The following is a 17,578-nucleotide window of genomic DNA, read 5'->3' on the forward strand; positions in this document are numbered from 1 at the left end:
GAGATCGAGCGGGAGGGTCGGACTGGAGTGGCTATTTGCGCGCGGCGCGGTTCGCGAAGCGCTGCTGGAGCAGAACCGCGATGACGATGATGACGCCCTTCGCGATGGCCTGCACCGAGGTGGAGAGGTTGTTCTGCGTGAACACGTTCGTGAGCGTCGAGAAGATGAGCACACCGAGCACGGTGCCCATGATCGTGCCGCGCCCACCGACCAGCAGCGTTCCACCCACGACCACCGCGGCAATGGCGTCGAGTTCGTAGAGCGTGCCGTGGGTGGAGGTGCCGGCCGTGGTGCGGGCGAGCATCATCACACCGGCGATGCCGGCGGTGAGGCCCGACAAGACGTAGAGGTACATCATGTGGCGCTTCACCTTGATGCCGGCGAGGCGGGCCGCTTCGAGGTTGCCGCCGATGGCGACCGTGCGCCGGCCGAAGGTGGTGCGGTTGAGCAGGAACCAGCCCGCCGCCACGACGATGGCGAAGATCCAGATCAGGATCGACACGCCCAGGATGTCACCGCGGAAGAAGTCGAGGAAGCCCTGCTGCCGCACGATCTGCGTGGTGCGGTTGGCGAGCACCTCCGCGAGGCCCCGCGCCGCGACGAGCATGGCGAGGGTGGCGATGAACGCCACCACGTTGCCGTAGGCGATCACGATGCCGTTGATCAACCCCGCCCCGGCGCCGACCGCGAGCGCGATGATCACCATCACGATCCAGTTCGTCGAATCGGCGAAGTCCTGCACCCACGACAGTGTCGCGACGACGCTCGCGAGGCCCAGCACCGAACCGACCGAGAGGTCGATCCCGCCGGCCGTGATCACGAAGGTCATGCCGATGCTCACCACGCCGATGATCGAGGCGAAGCGGATGATGGTGAGCACGTTCTCGACGTTCGCGAACCGATCACCGGCCGTGATCGTGCCGACCACGAACAGCAGGAGCAGGGCGATGATGAGCCCGATGCTGCGCCCGGCCGATCCGCCGAGGATGCGGTTCAGCACGCTCTGCTTCTCGTTCTGGGGCGGCAGGCCGCCCGCGATGTGGCCCTCGCCCGCCAGGGCGGGGGCGACCGGAGAATTCTGCTCGCTCACGCGGCACTTCCTTTCATGACCAGATCGAGCACGCCGTGCTCGTCGATGTCGCTCGCGGTGGTGGTGTGGATGACTCGTCCTTCAGCGACGACGAGCACGCGATCCGAGAGGCCGAGCACCTCTTCGATCTCGCTGGAGATGACGACGATCGCCGTGCCCTCGGCGGCGAGGCGGCGGATCAGCGTGTAGATCTCGGCCCGGGCGCCGACGTCGACGCCGCGGGTGGGTTCGTCGAGCAGCAGCACTCGGGTGCCGTGCACGAGCCAGCGGGCGAGCAGGATCTTCTGCTGGTTGCCGCCGGAGAGGGTGCGGGCCGGGCGGTCGGGATCGGCCGGCCGCAGCTCGAGCGCCTCGAGCTGCTTGCGGGCCACGGCTCGCTCGGCGCGCTCGTTGAGGAAGCCGGCCTTGGCCCAGCGGCCGAAGCTCGCCAGGGTGACGTTGCGGTAGACCGGTTCGTCGAGGATGAGCCCCTGGCTCTTGCGCTCTTCGGGGGACAGGCCCATACCGGCGTGCACCCCGGCCCGCACCGAACCCGCGTCGACCGGCTTGCCGTCGACCTCCACGGTGCCGGAGGTGGGCTTGCGTGCGCCGTAGATGGTCTCGATGATCTCGGAGCGACCCGACCCCACGAGTCCGGCCAGTCCCACGATCTCGCCCGCCCGCACGTCGAAGCTGACGTCGTCGAACACTCCCTTGATGCCGAGGTTCTTCACGGAGAGCAGAACGGGGGCGTCGGATGCGACGGGTACGGCGGGCGGGAAGACGTTCTCCACGGTGCGCCCCGTCATCAGCCGGATCAGGTCCTGGGTGGGGGTGTCGGCCACGGCCAGGTTGGTGGCCATGGTCTTGCCGTCCTTGATGACGGTGATCCGGTCGCCGATCTCGCGGATCTCCTCGAGACGGTGCGAGATGTAGATCACCGCGATGCCGTCCGCGGTGAGCTCGCGCACCACCCGGAAGAGGTTCTTCACCTCTTCGGAGTCGAGCACGGCGGAGGGCTCGTCCATGATGATGAGCTTCGTGTCGTGGCTGAGCGCACGCGCCATGCTCACGATCTGCTTGTTCGCGGCCGAGAGCGATCCCACCTCCCGGTTCGCGGAGATCCCGCCGTGCCCGAGTCGCGTCATGATCTCGTGCGCTCGCCGGCTGGTCTTGCGCCGCTCGGTCACCCCGCCCCGGGCGAACTCGTGGCCGAGGAAGATGTTCTCGGCCACGGTCAGGCCGTCGACGACGTCGAGCTCCTGGTACATCGTGGCGATGCCGAGGCCGAGCGCTGCCACCGGGTCGGAGATGGTGACCGGTTCGCCCTGCCACACGATCTCACCCTCGTCGGGCTGGTTCACCCCCGAGAGCGTCTTGATGAGCGTCGATTTGCCGGCGCCGTTCTGGCCGAGCACGCAGTGCACCTCGCCCGGGAGGATCTCGAGATCCACTCCCTTCAACGCTTGCACGCCGGCGAAGGATTTTGTCAGTCCTCGCACTCTGAGCAGTGGATTCCCCTGGTCGACAGTGATCATGATCGCAAGGTAGCAGAATTGTTACGAGGCTGCATCAAAATAGGGCGATGACTGGCTAGATCCCTTATTTTTGGCTGCAAGCACCATCACAATATTGCTCAAGAGCAACTAGATTGGCTGGCGACAAACGTCTAACAGTCTGTTATGTTGCATGAAACGTCAATGTGGACAGCGGCACTGAAGCACCTCCACGTTGGCGAGCAGACACCTGCATCACTACCAAGGAGGAACACATGCTTGCACCACGCTCGCTGCGCAGCCGCTTGCTGCTCGCATCCGGAGCATCACTCGCGGCAGTCGCGCTGATGACCGGTTGCACCTCGGGGGGCTCCACCACCTCGACCGATACCGCCGTCGAGGAGAACACGGTCGAGGACAACGCCGCCACCGGTGACACCATCACCATCGGCTTCTCGGGCCCCGCCGCCGACCACGGCTGGCTCGGCGCCATCAACTCCGCCGCCATCGCCGAGGCCGACAAGTACGACGACGTCGAGCTGGTCGTGGCCGAGGGCACCAACGACGCCAACCTGCAGATCAGCCAGGTGGAGACCTTCATCAACGACAAGGTCGACGCGATCGTGCTGCTGCCGACCGACGGCGCCGCGCTGACGGATGTCGCGATCAAGGCGATGGAGGCCGGCATCCCGGTCATCAACGTCGACCGCGAGTTCTCGAGCACCTTCGCTGCCCGCACCACCATCCTCGGTGACAACTACGGCATGGGCGTCTCCGCGGGTACCTACATCTGCGAGCAGCTCGAAGGCAAGGACGACGCGGTGGTGGCGGAGATCGCCGGCATCGACAGCCTGCCGCTCACCCAGGACCGCAGCAAGGGCTTCGCCGACGCCCTCGACGACTGCGGCCTCGAGGTCTCGAACCGCGTCGCCGCGGACTTCACGATCCAGGGCGGTGAAGCAGCCGCCTCGCAGCTGCTCGCCTCGGCACCGAAGATCGACGCCATCTGGAACCACGACGACGACCAGGGTGTCGGCGTGCTGGCCGCGATCGACGCCGCGGGACGCGACGAGTTCTTCATGGTCGGCGGTGCCGGTTCGGCGAACGTGATGCGCGACATCCAGGCCGACAACACGGTGCTGAAGGCCACGGTCATCTACCCGTCGACCCAGGCCGCCGACGGCATCAGCCTCGCTCGCCTGATCGTGCAGGGCAAGGGCATGAGTGACCTGGTCGAGTCCTCGGTTCCGCGCAAGATCCAGCTGTACGCACCCGTCGTCACGAAGGAGAACGTCGAGGTCTACCTGCCGAGCGCGTTCGAGTCGTAAGCGATGAGAGCCGGGGCGGCCGCGCGCTGCACGCGCGGCCGCTCCGGCCCCACCACTCCCTTCGACCCGGGCCTGCCGCCCGACCCCCGCTAGAGGAAGCGACAGACAGTGACGACAACAGCACCACTCCGAGTGGCGATGGTGGGCATCGGATTCATGGGAGCCGCCCACTCCCAGGGCTGGCGGGTGGCCCCCCGCTTTTTCGACCTCGGCGCCAACCCCGAGATGACCGTTCTGGTGGGCCGGGATGCGGATCGCACCGCCGCCGCCGCCGAGAATTGGGGCTGGGCCGAGACGTCCACCGACTGGCGCGAGATCATCGCGCGCGACGACATCGACATCGTCGACATCGTGACCCCGGGCGACTCGCACGCCGAGATCGCGATCGCCGCCCTCGAGGCCGGCAAACACGTGCTCTGCGAGAAGCCCCTCGCCAACTCCGTGGCCGAGGCCGAGGCCATGACAGCCGCAGCCGACCGCGCCGCCGAGAAGGGCGTGCGCGCGATGGTGGGCTTCACCTACCGCCGGGTGCCCGCCGCCACCTTCGCCCGCGACCTCGTGGCCGCCGGCCGCATCGGAACCGTGCGTCAGGTGCGCGCCCAGTACCTGCAGGATTGGCTGAGCGATGCCGAGGCGCCCATGACCTGGCGGCTCGACAAGTCGCTCGCGGGTTCCGGCTCGCTCGGCGACATCGGCGCCCACGCCATCGACCTCGCCCAGTTCATCACGGGCCGGCGACTGGCCTCGGTCTCGGGCGTGCTCGAGACCCTCGTCGCCGAGCGCCCCCTGCTCGCGGATGCGCGCGGCCTGTCCGGCACCGCCTCCACGGAGCGCGGCGCGGTGACGGTCGACGACGTCGCCCTCTTCACCGGGCGCTTCGACGACGGCGTGCTCGGCAGCTTCGAAGCCACCCGATTCGCCACCGGCCGCAAGAACGCCCTGCGCATCGAGGTCTCCGGATCGACGGGCGCCATCGCCTTCGATCTCGAAGACCTCAACGCCCTGCAGTTCTTCGACGGCACGGCCGACGCCACCACGCAGGGGTTCACCAAGATCCTGGTGACCGAGCCCGAGCATCCGTATGTCGGAGCGTGGTGGCCCGCGGGCCACATGCTCGGCTACGAGCACGGCTTCTCACACCAGGCCCGCGACTTCGTCGAGGCGATCGTGGCGGGAGCGCAGCCCCGCCCGTCGTTCGCCGACGGCCTGCAGGTGCAGCGCGTGCTCGACGCCGTGGAGCAGAGCTCGGACAACGGCAGCGCCTGGACCACGGTCTGACGCCCATCACTGAAAGAGGAGAAGAAACACATGGCACGACCGATCACGCTCTTCACCGGCCAGTGGGCCGACCTCCCCTTCGAGGAGGTCGCGCGGCTCGCATCCGGTTGGGGCTACGACGGGCTGGAGATCGCCTGCTGGGGCGACCACCTCGATCCGTGGCGCTGGGACGAGCCGGGTTACGTCGAGGGCAAGCTCGCGCTGCTGGAGAAGTACGGCCTGAAGGTCTACGCGATCTCCAACCACTTGAAGGGCCAGGCGGTCTGCGACGATCCGATCGACCAGCGGCACCGCGACATCCTTCCCGACGTGGTGTGGGGCGACGGCGACCCTGAGGGCGTGCGTCAGCGCGCCGCCGAGGAGATGAAGAACACGGCACGCCTCGCCGCCGCGCTCGGTGTGAAGACCGTGGTGGGCTTCACCGGCTCGGCCATCTGGAAGTACGTCGCGATGTTCCCGCCCGTCTCGCAGGAGCTCGTCGATGCCGGCTACCAGGACTTCGCCGACCGTTGGAACCCCATCCTCGACGTCTTCGACGAGGTGGGCGTGCGGTTCGCGCACGAGGTGCACCCGAGCGAGATCGCCTACGACTACTGGACGACGGTGCGCACCCTGGATGCCATCGGTCACCGTCCCGCGTTCGGACTCAACTGGGACCCGAGCCACTTCGTCTGGCAGGAGCTCGACCCGGTGGCCTTCATCCTGGAGTTCAAGGACCTCATCTACCATGTCGACTGCAAGGACGTGAAGATGAACACCGGCAACGGCCGCAACGGGCGACTCAGCTCGCACCTGGCCTGGGCGGATCTGCGGCGCGGCTGGGACTTCGTGTCGACAGGCCACGGCGACGTTCCATGGGAGAAGAGCTTCCGCGCGCTGAACGCCATCGGCTACGACGGCCCGATCTCGGTGGAATGGGAGGACGCGGGAATGGACCGCCTGGTCGGCGCCCCCGAAGCGCTGGAGTTCGTGAAGCGGCTGGCCTTCGACGCCCCGGCCGCGGCCTTCGACGCCGCGTTCAGCACGCGATAGCAGCAGAAGGATGTCAGTGACAGAGCCCCCGGTCTTCGGATCGGCGAGCACGGCCACCACCAACGACCAGACCAGGCGCACCAACCTGTCGCTCATCCTGTCGCTCGTGCACCACCGCGGAACCCTCACCCGGGCGGAACTCGCCCGGGTGACGGGGCTGAACCGCTCCACGGTCGCCACGCTCACCGCCCAGCTCAGCGAGCTCGAACTGCTGTACGAATCCTCGCCCGGCACCAGCACCAACGTGGGGCGTCCGAGCCCGCAGGTTCACGCGAATCCGTCGACCGCCGCCCTCGCGATCAACCCCGAGATCGACGCGATCACCATTGGCCTGGTGGGGCTCGGCGGCCGGGTGCTGAAACGCATCCGTTATCCCACCGAGCACGTGCCCACCGCGCAGGAGGTGGCGAACATCGCCACCGCCGTGATCGAAGGGATGCGCGGCGAGCTCGACGCGACCTACCGGATCGTGGGGATCGGCATCGCGGTTCCGGGACTCGTGCGCGCGGAGGACGGCATGGTGACGTACGCGCCGCACCTCGGCTGGCAGGGTGAGCCGATCGCCGAGATGGTGGCCACGGCGACGGGCTACCCGGTCTGGGCGGCGAACGACGCCTCGCTCGGCGCCGGAGGCGAGATCATCTTCGGCGCCGGTCACGGCTCGATGGATCTGCTCTACGTCAACGGCGGCTCGAGTGGCATCGGCGGGGGAGTGGTGACGGGCGGCGTGCTGCTCACCGGCACCGACGGGTACGCCGGCGAGCTCGGGCACACCCTGGTCAACTCGAACGGCGTGCTCTGCCACTGCGGAGCGATCGGATGCCTGGAGACCGAGGTCTCGAAACAGCGGCTGCTCGACGTGGTCGGCCTTGCCGGGGGCGACGCCGACGAATTGGAACGCGCGCTCGCCGCGTCGGACCTGCCGGAGGTGCAGGCCGAGGTGCAGCGGCAGATCGACGTGCTCGCGGTCGCGCTGCGGAACGCGGTGAACGTGCTGAACCCCGAGCGGATCGTGCTCGGCGGCTTCCTGGCCACCCTGCACGCCCTGGCTCCCGGACGCCTCATCGAGCGGGTGCGCGAGAACGGGCTGCAGGCCCCGGCGCAGGCGGTGCAGATCATCACCGCCGAACTCGGCTCGAATCTGCTGATGATCGGGGCCGCGGAGCTCGCCTTCTCCGGTGTGCTCTCCGATCCGGCGGGCGCGCTCCGCTCCGCCGGTCAGCAGAGGGCGCACGGACTGGCGCGCGAAACTGAGAGGCAACTGCACGTGTCCGATGGATGAGATGTGAACCGGCGACCCGCGTGGTGACAGCGCTAATTTGTTGTCTCGGCGCTGATAATATCGAGTTCCTGCCTTGGCCGACGAGGTGGTATCTCGATCTGCTCCGGAAACCCGGGGCGAAGGCGGTGCGCGATGGTCGTGAGCGACTCGACGAAACTCCCGGTGCGATCCGGGGCGCGCGGAAACAACCTCGACGACGTACGCCGCAACAACCTGTCGGCCGTGCTCAACCTCGTGCACACCACCGGTGCGGTGACGCGCGCGCAGCTCACCCGCGAGACCGGACTCAACCGCTCGACCATCGGCGCCCTGGTGGGCGAGCTGGTCACCCTGCACCTCGTCGAGGAGACCGAGCCCGACACCACGAACCAGGTCGGCCGGCCCAGCCTGATGATCAAGCCCGGGCGGCGCACGGTGGCGCTCGCGGTGAATCCGGAGCTGGACGCGGTGACCATCGGCCTGGTGGCGCTCGGCGGTCAGGTGATCAAACGCATCCGCTACGACACGGTGCGGGTGCCCTCGGTCGAGGAGGTCGTGAACATCGTCTCCGCTGTGGTGGCCGGGATGCGCGACGAACTCGAGTCGAACTACAAGACCATCGGGGTCGGTCTCGCCGTGCCCGGCCTCGTGCGGGCCGGCGACGGGCTGGTGAACCTCGCGCCGCACCTCGGCTGGCACCACGCGCCCCTCTCGGAGATGCTCGAGCAATCGCTGCGCCTGCCCGTGCACGCCGCCAACGACGCCGCGGTCGGCGCCTTGGGCGAGAGCATCTTCGGCTCGGGCCGTGGCGTGCGCAATCTGGTCTACCTCAACGGCGGTGCGAGCGGCATCGGTGGCGGCGTGGTCAACAACGGCGTGCTGCTCACCGGCGAGAGCGGCTACGCCGGCGAGCTCGGCCACACCCTGGTGAACAGCAACGGCGAGCTCTGCCACTGCGGAGCCTACGGCTGCCTCGAGACCGAGGTGAAGCGCCAGCCGCTCCTGGACGCGCTCGGCCTGCCCGTCAACCGCGTGGAGGAACTCGACGAGGTGCTGCGCGAGCGGCTGGCCGATCCCGCCGGCGCCGACCCCGATCTGGTGGCGCTCGTGAACCGGCAACTCGACTTCCTCTCGATCACGATCCGGAACGCGGTGAACCTGTTCAACCCGGAGCTGATCGTGCTGGGCGGGTTCCTCGGCTCCCTCTACGAATCGGCGCCCGAGCGACTCGAGGGCGCGGTTGCCCGCTCGGCGATGCTCGGCTCGGGGGAGACCGCGCGCATCACGCGATCGTCACTCGGCCGCGACCTCCTCGTCGTCGGTGCCGCGCAGCTCGCGTTCGCACCGCTCCTGGCCGATCCGGCCGGGGCCCTCACGGCTTAATTCGACAGCTGTCGCCTCGTCAGCGCGGGAAACCGTCGGTGACCGGGGTTTATCTGCGCTGCCATCCTAATTGGGGAGTTTGCGCATTTTCCCGCCCGATCACCTCAATTTTGCGGCATCCGTAATTAATCTTGACTCGCAACAAAACCCTCCCTAGGATCGCAGAAGTTGCGCGTCGCTCCGGCGCGCTGGGTACTGAGGGGTGCAACCACGTTGAACAGAGCTGTCCAACCACATCGCTCCGTGAGATCGCGACTCGTCGCGTCTCTCGCGGCACTCGCCATGGTCGCCACCGGCGTCCTGGCCACCGCCGGCGCGGCATCCGCGTCGACCACGCCCGCCACCGGATCGCCCCAGGCCGGGCCTGCCTTCGCACCGGCCGCGGCCGAGCCCGACTTCAAGGTGCTCGTCTTCTCGAAGACCGCCGGCTTCCGTCACGGGTCGATCCCCGCCGGCATCGCGGCCATCCAGCAGCTGGGTGAGGCGAACGACTTCGCGGTCGACACCACCGAAGACGGGGCCTCGTTCACCGAGGAGAACCTCGCGCAGTACGACGTGGTCGTGTGGATGTCCACCACGGGCGACGTGCTGAACGCCGAGCAGCAGACCGCGTTCGAGGAGTACATCGAGAACGGCGGCGGCTACGCGGGCGTGCACGCGGCATCCGACACCGAATACGACTGGCCGTGGTACGGCGAGCTCGTGGGCGCGTACTTCGCCGGCCACCCCGCTGAGCAGAACGCCACGGTCAAGGTCGAGGACCACGCCCACCCGTCCACCGAGCACCTCGGCGACACCTGGGACCGCTTCGACGAGTGGTACAACTTCCGCACCAACCCCCGCAGCAACGTGCACGTCCTCGCCGCGCTCGACGAGAAGTCGTACACCGGCGGCACGATGGGCATCGACCACCCCACCGCGTGGTGCCAGAACTTCGACGGCGGCCGCTCCTGGTACACCGGCGGCGGGCACACGGATGCCTCGTACTCCGACCCGGCCTTCCTCGAGCACCTGCTGGGCGGCATCAAGACCGCGGCCGGCGCCGAGAACGCCGACTGCAGCGCCACGCAGAGCGACAGCTACGAGCTGGTGCCGCTCGACACCGACACCGGCAACCCGATGGCCATGGACATCGCGAACGACTCGACCGTGTTCTACGCCGAGCGCAACGGCCGCGTGCAGCGCATCGACCCGGTCTCGCTCCAGACCACGACCGCCCTCACCCTCCCGGTGACGCAGGCGAACGAGGACGGGCTGCTCGGCATCGCGCTCGACCCCGACTTCGACACCAACAACTGGGCCTACTTCTACTGGGCTCCGGCCGATGTGGGCTCCGACGGACCGCACAACCGCATCTCGCGGTACACCTACGACCCGGCGGCGAAGACCTTCGACCCCGCCAGCCAGAAGGCCGTGCTGAAGGTCACCACGCAGCGCAACACCTGCTGCCACGCGGGCGGCGACATGCTGTTCGACAACGACGGCAACCTCGTGCTCGCGCTCGGTGACAACACCAACCCGTTCGAGTCCGACGGCTACTCGCCGATCGACGAGCGCGCCGGGCGTCAGGACTACGACGCTTCGCGCAGCGCCGGCAACACCAACGACCTCCGCGGCAAGATCCTCCGGATCACGCCGACCGACGAGGGCGGCTACACGATCCCCGAGGGCAACCTGTTCCCCGAGGCGAACGACACGAACGACAAGACGCGGCCCGAGATCTACGCGATGGGCTTCCGCAACCCGTTCCGCATCGGTCTCGACCCCTACACGAACAATCTGCTCGTGGCCGACTACGGCCCCGACGCCGGCTCCGCCAACGCCAACCGCGGCCCCGGTGGAACCGTCGAGTGGAACATCGTGAAGCAGCCGGGCAACTACGGCTGGCCGTTCTGCGTGGGCATCAAGTGCTACAACGACTACAACTTCAGCACGCAGGTCTCCGGAGCGCCGTTCAACCCGGCCGCAGTCGTGAACAACAGCCCGAACAACACGGGCCTCACGACTCTGCCCCCGGTGATCGTGCCGGAGTGGTGGACCGAGAACGGTGCCACCGCCATCTACCAGGAGATCGGCAACGCGGGAGCGCCCATGGGTGGCCCGGTGTACCAGTACGACGCCTCGAACCCGTCCGAGACGAAGTGGCCGGAGTACTGGGACGGCAAGGCGATCTTCGCCGAGTGGAACTCGGGCCGGATGTTCTCCTTCCAGCTGAACGAGGACACCACCGACACCGTGGGTCGTCACACCAAGATCCAGGACATCAACCGCATCCTGCCCGACATCTTCGACCCGTCGAAGGGCTTCAACAAGTCGATGGACTTCGAGTTCGGCCCGGACGGCGCGCTCTACGTCATCGACTGGGGCTCGGACTTCGGTGGCAACACGGCGAACTCCGGTGTCTACCGGGTGGACTACGTGCAGGCCAACCCGTCTCCGATCGCCCGCGCCTCCGCTGACGTGACGAACGGCCCCGGCCCCTCGCTCGACGTGCAGTTCTCCTCGGAGGGCACGCGTCACCCGATCGCCAAGCCGTTCACCATCGAGTGGGACTTCGGAGACGGATCCCCCACCACGACGGAGCCGAACCCGGCCCACACCTACGCGCAGAACGGCGACTACACCGCTCGACTGACCGCGACGGATGAGGACGGCAAGACCGCGATCGCCAACGTGCGCATCGTCGTCGGCAACGCGACCCCGCAGATCACGATCGACTTCCCCGAGAACGGCGGATTCTTCACCTGGGGCGACGACATCGCCTACAAGGTGACGGTCACCGACCCGGATGCGAGTGGTCCGATCGACTGCGAGAACGTGAAGCTCATCCCAGCTCTCGGCCACGACTCCCACAACCACGACTTCGGAGAGATCCACGGTTGTGAAGGGAGCTTCCCGACAGCTCGCGACGCAGGCCACGGCCTCGAAGCGAACCTGTTCTGGGTGGTCAACGCCAACTACACCGACGACGGCGGCGCCGTGGGCGTGCCCCAGACCGGCTTCGCCACGACCGTGTTGAACTCCACCCACATGGAGGCCGAGTACTTCGACCAGACCGGTCGGGTGAACGGCACCGGTGGGCCGGATGACGGCGTCAAGACCGAGTCGACCGGCGACAGCGCCGGCGGCGGTCGCAACGTCAGCAACGTCGAGACCGGCGACTGGTGGTCGTACAGCCCGATCAACCTGAAGGGCATGGACAGCGTGACGCTGCGCCTGGCCAAGGGCTTCGCGGGCGACGCCAACATCGCGGTGCGCTGGAACGACCCGGTCAACGGGCAGCTGCTCGGGAACATCCCGTTCACGCCGACCCTGAAGAACGGCAGCCCCGACTGGCAGACCTACTCCGACTTCACGCTGAACTTCGACGGCGGTCTGCCGGTGGAGACGGGCACGGTGTACTTCGTGCTCACCCAGGGTGGAGCCAACATCAACTACATGACCTGGGGTGGTGACGGCGTCGACTCCAACTCGCCGCCGGCCGTCACGCTGGGCGTCTCGCCGAAGTCGGGCAGCGCGCCCCTCGTCGTCGACGCCACGGTCGACGCGACCGATCCGGAGGGCACCGCGCTCAGCTACCGCTGGGATGCCGGTCTCGGCGGCGGCTTCGTCGACGGCGACGCCACGGAGCAGTACGTCTACGACGAGCCGGGCAGCTACGAGCTGCGGGTGCGCGTCTACGACGAGCAGGGCTCCTACACCGAGAAGAGCCAGACGATCACCGTGTCGGTGCCGGGTGCGAACCTGTGCCTCAGCGGTCGCTCAGACGGCTTCGAGGGCACCACACTCGACACGAGCCGCTGGAACCGCATCGTGCGGCCCAACCAGGACGCCCGGGTCGAAGGTGGAAACCTGGTGATCCCGGCATCCAAGACCGACATCTACGGTGCCGGAGCGGGAACCGTTCCGAACATCGTGCTGCAGGATCTGCCCTCCGGCGCCTGGCAGGCCACCGCGAAGGTGACCTTCGAGGCCCGCGTGCAGTACCAGCAGGCCGGTCTGATCGTGTACGGCGATGACGACAACTACGCCAAGTTCGTGCTCCAGGGCCGAGCCGGCACGTCGGATGCCGCACAGCGGATCTTCCAGTACGTCCGTGAAGAAGCGGGAACCCCGAACGAGGTCGCGGCGTCGAACACCGCCAACCTCGGGCTGGACTTCCCGGACACCTTCTTCGTGCGGCTGACCAGCGACGGGACGAACCTGAACGCCTCCTACTCGGCCGACGGATCGACCTACATCGCGATGCCCGAGACGAAGGCGCTGGCCGGAATCGTCAACCCGCGCATCGGTCTGGTCGCCTTCGCGAACAGCGGCTCGCCGCAGGACGTGATCGACGCCGAGTTCGACTGGTTCCAGATCACGCCCGATGACACCGCCGTGGCCGACACGCCGAACGATGAGTTCGACGGCAACGCTCTCGACGGGTGCCGCTGGCAGGTCGTGAACGAGCAGCCCGAGGGCTACCGCGTCAGCGACGGCGCACTGCGGATCGACACCACTCCGAACGACATCTACGGTGGCGACACCGGAGTGCCGAACTTCGTGGTGCAGAACCAGCCCGACGGTGACGAATGGGTGATCGAGACGAAGATCGACGGTTCGGACTTCGACCGCCGGTACCAGCAGGGTGGTCTGATCCTCTACGGTGACGACGACAACTACGTGAAGCTCGACATCGTCTCGACGAACGAGGGCGGATCGGCGATCGCCCGCAACCTCGAGCTCCGCAACGAGATCGGCGGCGTGGTGCAGAACCCGCAGCCGAACGCGCCGGCGCCTGACAACGGCATTGTGTGGCTGCGTCTCGCCAAGGCGGGCGACGTCTACACGGGCTGGTCGAGCATCGATGGCACGAACTGGACGCAGATCGCAGAGACGGTGACCAACGCTGGCCTCGACGGCGCCCGGGTCGGTCTCTACGCCCTCGGCAACTCCAACCAGGGCCAGGTCTCGAACACCGCGGTCTTCGACTACTTCCACGTGGTCGGAGCCGAGGAGCCCGAGGAGCCGGTGACGGTCAGCGCGACCGTCGAGCCCGCTGCCCCCAACGGCCTGGCGGACTGGTACACCCAGGCCGTGAGCGTCACGGTGGCCAGCCAGGGCGGTGGCACGAGCACGGTCTACCGCGAGTACAACCTCGACGGATCGGGCTGGCTCGAGTACACGCATCCGGTGCAGGTGACGACGGATGGTCAGCACACGGTTCAGTACCGTGCGTCGGCCCCCGGCTCGACCAGTGAGATCGGGTCGGTCTCCTTCAAGATCGACGCCACCGCTCCCGAGGCCGCCGCGAACCTGGTGGTCGACGGCGACAGCCGCACGGTCGAGATCACGGCGACGGATGCCACCAGCACCGTCGGCACGATCGAGTACCGCATCGGCGACGGCGCCTGGACCGACTACACCGCACCGTTCGCGGTGGACGGCACGGCCCAGACGGTGCACTACCTGGTGACGGATGTCGCGGGCAACCCGTCGAGCGAAGGCACCCTCGAGGTTCCGGCCGTGCCGGTCGACCCCGAGGACCCGACGCTCACGGTCGAGGTCACTCTCGACCCGGCGACCGCCAACGGGCAGGGCGGCTGGTACACGACGGGGGTCACCCTGACCGCCGTCGGCACCACCAGCGATGAGGAAGGCACGGCCACGGTCGAGTACTCGACCGACGGCATCACCTTCGCCCCGCTCGGCGCCTCCACGGTGCTGTCGGCCGAAGGCGAGACCACGGTCTCGGTGCGGGCCACCGACGGCGAGGGCCACTACTCGGCCACCGTGCAGCGCCTGGTCAAGATCGACACCGTGGTGCCGACCGCGACCGGCTCCGCAGCCGAGCGCACCGTCACCCTCGCGGGGACGGACGCCACCAGTGGTGTCTCCCGGGTGGAGTACCGGTTGAGCGGCGATGCCGCGGATGCCTGGCGCAGCTACACCGCGCCGGTCGTCGTGGCGGGCACCGCGGCCGAGACCGTCACGTACCGTGCGGTGGACGTCGCCGGCAACGTGAGCGCGACCGGCACCGTCGAGGTCGCCGAGACCTCGCAGCCCGAGCCGACGCCCACCATCGTGGTGGACGACCGGAACGTGAAGCAGGGCGAGCTCATCCAGGTCACGGGCACCGGCTTCGCGCCGGAGACCGAGGTCTCGGTGTGGCTCTACTCCGAGCCGCTGCAGATCGGCACGGTCACCACGGATGCCGACGGCGGCTTCAGCTACGCGCTGCAGGTGCCGGCCGGGTTCGAGGTCGGTGAGCACCACGTGGTGATCCGCCTCGGCGACGTCGAGCTGGCGCGGAGCCTGGCCATCACGGTCACCGCCGCGGCGATCGACCCCGGCCCGGGCAACCCCGGCACCCCCAACCCGGGCACCCCTGGTGGCGGAAACGGTTCGGGTGGTTCGGGCTCCGGCTCGGGCGGCTCCGGCGGCGGCCTCGCCCACACGGGTGCGGATGCCTGGCAGAACCTGGTTCCGCTGGCGATCATCCTGCTCGTGGGAGGCTTGGGAGGACTTCTCCTCCTGAACCGCCGCCGGGCTGACGGCTCCGCCGAGTAACCCACCACCGCACCACCCGCCGACCCGTCAGTCCGTGTCGCTCCGACCCCCATCAGAGCGGCACGGACTGCCGGGTCGGCATCCTCACTTCCGATCGGAAAGGCAATGATGCACACGATCATCACCCCGCGGCGCTCCGCACTCGCCGTCGTTCTCGGGCTGTTCCTGGCCCTCGCTGCCTTGTTCGGCGCGGCTCCGGCCGCGCACGCGCACGGTGGGCCGTTCCAGCTCACCGTGTCTCCGGATGGCGCGGGCGGGTTGATCGTGAACGCCGCGTACGTGGAAGACGGGCATCCGGTCTCCGAGATCATCGACCCGGTCGCCACCGCCGTCTCGCCCTCGGGAGAGAGCGTCGGGCCCGTCGCGCTGGTCTCCTCGCCGGAAGGGGAGGGCATCTGGATCACGCCCGAGGCCTTCTTGCCCGACGGTCAATGGGCGGTCACCGTCACCACGACCAGCCCGAGTTCGGCGTCGACCACGGTCGACATCACGGTGGCCGAGCTGGCGCCGCCGGTGGAGCCGGGCGAGACCATCGCACCCGTCGTGGAGGAGCAGGACGGCGCATCCGGTTCGTCCGTCGCCGCCGCAGAAGCGGGCACCGCTTCTCCGCTCACGATCGGGCTGTGGATCGGAGCGATCGTGGTCGTGCTCGCGGTCGGCGGCGCGCTCGTCTACCTCAACCGCGCCCGGTTGTTCAGCCGCCGCTAGACGGCCGGGCCGGCGCGGTTCAGGGCAGGCGGCGGAGCGAGTTCTGCGGGTCGAGCTTCTGCAGCAGGGCCGCCATGATCTCGTCGAGTTGTCCGACCTGCTCGTCGCTCAGCAGATCGATGACGTGGGCGCGCACGTTCTTGACGTGGCCCGGTGCCGTCGCCACGACCTTCTGCCAGCCGTCGTCGGTGAGGTGGGCGTTGGTGGCGCGGCGGTCCTCCGCGCAGGGGACCCGCTCTACGTAGCCCCGGGCTTCGAGGCGGCTCACCACGTGTGAGAGGCGGGGGAGCGTGGCGTTGGTCACCGCGGCGAGATGCGTCATGCGCAGCACATGCTGGGGTGCCTCGGAGAGCTTGGCGAGCACGAGGTACTCGAAATGCGTGAGCTGTGCGTCGTGCTGCAGCTGCGAGTCGAGCACGGTGGGCAGGAGTTCGACCACCGACTCGAAGCGGATCCACGCCCGCAGTTGCTCGGGGGTCAGCCAGCGAGGGGTCTCCATTCCTCGATCCTAAGCTTCTTGTCGCGACAACCAACGTCCGCGGGTGATCGAGGCCAGGCGCCATTGCCGCACCTGGCCGAAGCGGGTGGCGGAGCAGGTCGACAGCAGCGGCTCGGAGAGGGCCTCGGCGAGTTCGACCGTGATGGTGCGTGGGCCGTCGTCGGCCCTGTCCGTGTCGCTGTCGCTGAGCACCACCGTCCAGGTGCCGCTGTCGTGCCAGTGCTCCTCGATCGGGGCGTAGGCGTCGATGTGGTCGTCGCCGTACTCGAGTCGGGCGAAATGCTGGGCGGCCTGCACGGGATGCGTGAGCGAGCTGCGCCCGCGGAAGAATCGTTCCTGCACCCGGCCGTCGAGATACGACTGGGCGATGCCCTCCGCATCGCCGTCGTCGACCCGGCCGTAGTAGAGCCCGTGCGGCAGCAGCACCATGGTGCCGGCGAAGCGGTCGCCGCCGAGGTGGGAGCACTCCCACGTCTCCTCGGGGAAAGCTTCGGCGAGCCGCGTCACCACCTGTCGGCCGCGCACCGCGCAGCACTGGTCGTGGCGGGCGTGAGCGCAGACGCAGAAGATCGGGCGGTCGGATGCGACGCCGGTCGAGCCGTCGAGCGGAACGTCGAGCAACTCCCGCGGCTCGGTCACCTCGCCCCAACGCACACTCTCCTGGCCGGGGCGGGAGTCGACGACGGCCCATTTCCAGGAGTGCTGCGCGGGCCGTCGTCCGGTGCGGCGGATGGCGAGCGGGCGCATCCCGGCCGCCTCGATGCGTGTGACCAGAGCGCGACCGAGCTCCTCGTCGAAGGGCGGATCGAGGAAGGCCCGTGTGCCCCACGGCCCGGACACTTCGACGAGGAACCATTGCAGCCCCCGCGACCCGGTGGCGGCCAGCGGATCGTCCCGCTCCCGAGATCGGTCGCTGCAGGGCAGCCACCCCGTGCCGTCGGAGCTCGGCTCGCTTGCGGTCACGTGCGCTTC

The 17,578-nt window shown here is 68.4% G+C and carries 11 protein-coding genes; 7 read left to right on the forward strand and 4 right to left on the reverse strand.

Going from position 1 to position 17,578, the window contains the following annotated elements; genetic code table 11:
- Window positions 1–31: 31 nt before the first annotated feature.
- Complete coding sequence (locus tag ACFJGU_RS13285; protein WP_382310363.1) at window positions 32–1,039, reverse strand: ABC transporter permease; 1,008 nt, start codon at window positions 1,037–1,039, stop codon at window positions 32–34.
- Between the two features lie 47 nt (window positions 1,040–1,086).
- A complete protein-coding gene (locus ACFJGU_RS13290; protein WP_382303981.1) occupies window positions 1,087–2,607 on the reverse strand; it encodes a sugar ABC transporter ATP-binding protein in 1,521 nt (506 codons plus the stop codon).
- A 233-nt stretch (window positions 2,608–2,840) separates the two neighbouring features.
- Here ACFJGU_RS13290 and ACFJGU_RS13295 point away from each other — a divergent pair, with 233 nt between their 5' ends.
- The 7 genes from ACFJGU_RS13295 (at window position 2,841) to ACFJGU_RS13325 (ending at window position 16,107) form a co-directional block, all read left to right on the forward strand.
- Window positions 2,841–3,893, forward strand: a complete 1,053-nt coding sequence (locus ACFJGU_RS13295; RefSeq protein ID WP_382303982.1) for a substrate-binding domain-containing protein — start codon at window positions 2,841–2,843, stop codon at window positions 3,891–3,893.
- A 138-nt stretch (window positions 3,894–4,031) separates the two neighbouring features.
- Window positions 4,032–5,171 carry a Gfo/Idh/MocA family protein gene (locus ACFJGU_RS13300; protein ID WP_382310365.1) on the forward strand — a complete coding sequence of 380 codons (1,140 nt, stop codon included), beginning with the start codon at window positions 4,032–4,034 and terminating at the stop codon, window positions 5,169–5,171.
- Between the two features lie 30 nt (window positions 5,172–5,201).
- On the forward strand, window positions 5,202–6,203 hold the full coding sequence (locus tag ACFJGU_RS13305; protein ID WP_382303983.1) for a sugar phosphate isomerase/epimerase family protein: 1,002 nt from the start codon (window positions 5,202–5,204) through the stop codon (window positions 6,201–6,203).
- A gap of 10 nt (window positions 6,204–6,213) precedes the next feature.
- The gene (locus ACFJGU_RS13310) at window positions 6,214–7,485 is read left to right on the forward strand and encodes an ROK family protein (RefSeq protein ID WP_382303984.1); all 1,272 of its coding nucleotides are present in this window, start codon (window positions 6,214–6,216) and stop codon (window positions 7,483–7,485) included.
- 132 nt (window positions 7,486–7,617) lie between these two features.
- Window positions 7,618–8,847: an ROK family protein gene (locus tag ACFJGU_RS13315; protein ID WP_382303985.1), complete on the forward strand. Its 1,230-nt coding sequence runs from the start codon at window positions 7,618–7,620 to the stop codon at window positions 8,845–8,847.
- 243 nt (window positions 8,848–9,090) lie between these two features.
- Window positions 9,091–15,399, forward strand: a complete 6,309-nt coding sequence (locus ACFJGU_RS13320) for a ThuA domain-containing protein (protein WP_382303986.1) — start codon at window positions 9,091–9,093, stop codon at window positions 15,397–15,399.
- 105 nt (window positions 15,400–15,504) lie between these two features.
- Window positions 15,505–16,107, forward strand: a complete 603-nt coding sequence (locus tag ACFJGU_RS13325) for a hypothetical protein (RefSeq protein ID WP_382303987.1) — start codon at window positions 15,505–15,507, stop codon at window positions 16,105–16,107.
- A gap of 19 nt (window positions 16,108–16,126) precedes the next feature.
- On the opposite strand, the gene ACFJGU_RS13330 is transcribed toward ACFJGU_RS13325, so the two are convergent.
- Window positions 16,127–16,606, reverse strand: coding sequence for a MarR family winged helix-turn-helix transcriptional regulator (locus ACFJGU_RS13330; RefSeq protein ID WP_382303988.1), 480 nt, complete (start codon window positions 16,604–16,606; stop codon window positions 16,127–16,129).
- 9 nt (window positions 16,607–16,615) lie between these two features.
- The gene (locus ACFJGU_RS13335) at window positions 16,616–17,569 is read right to left on the reverse strand and encodes a sucrase ferredoxin (RefSeq protein WP_382303989.1); all 954 of its coding nucleotides are present in this window, start codon (window positions 17,567–17,569) and stop codon (window positions 16,616–16,618) included.
- Window positions 17,570–17,578: the final 9 nt, after the last annotated feature.

The organism is Herbiconiux sp. UC225_62 (assembly GCF_042694625.1).
GTDB lineage: Bacteria > Actinomycetota > Actinomycetes > Actinomycetales > Microbacteriaceae > Herbiconiux.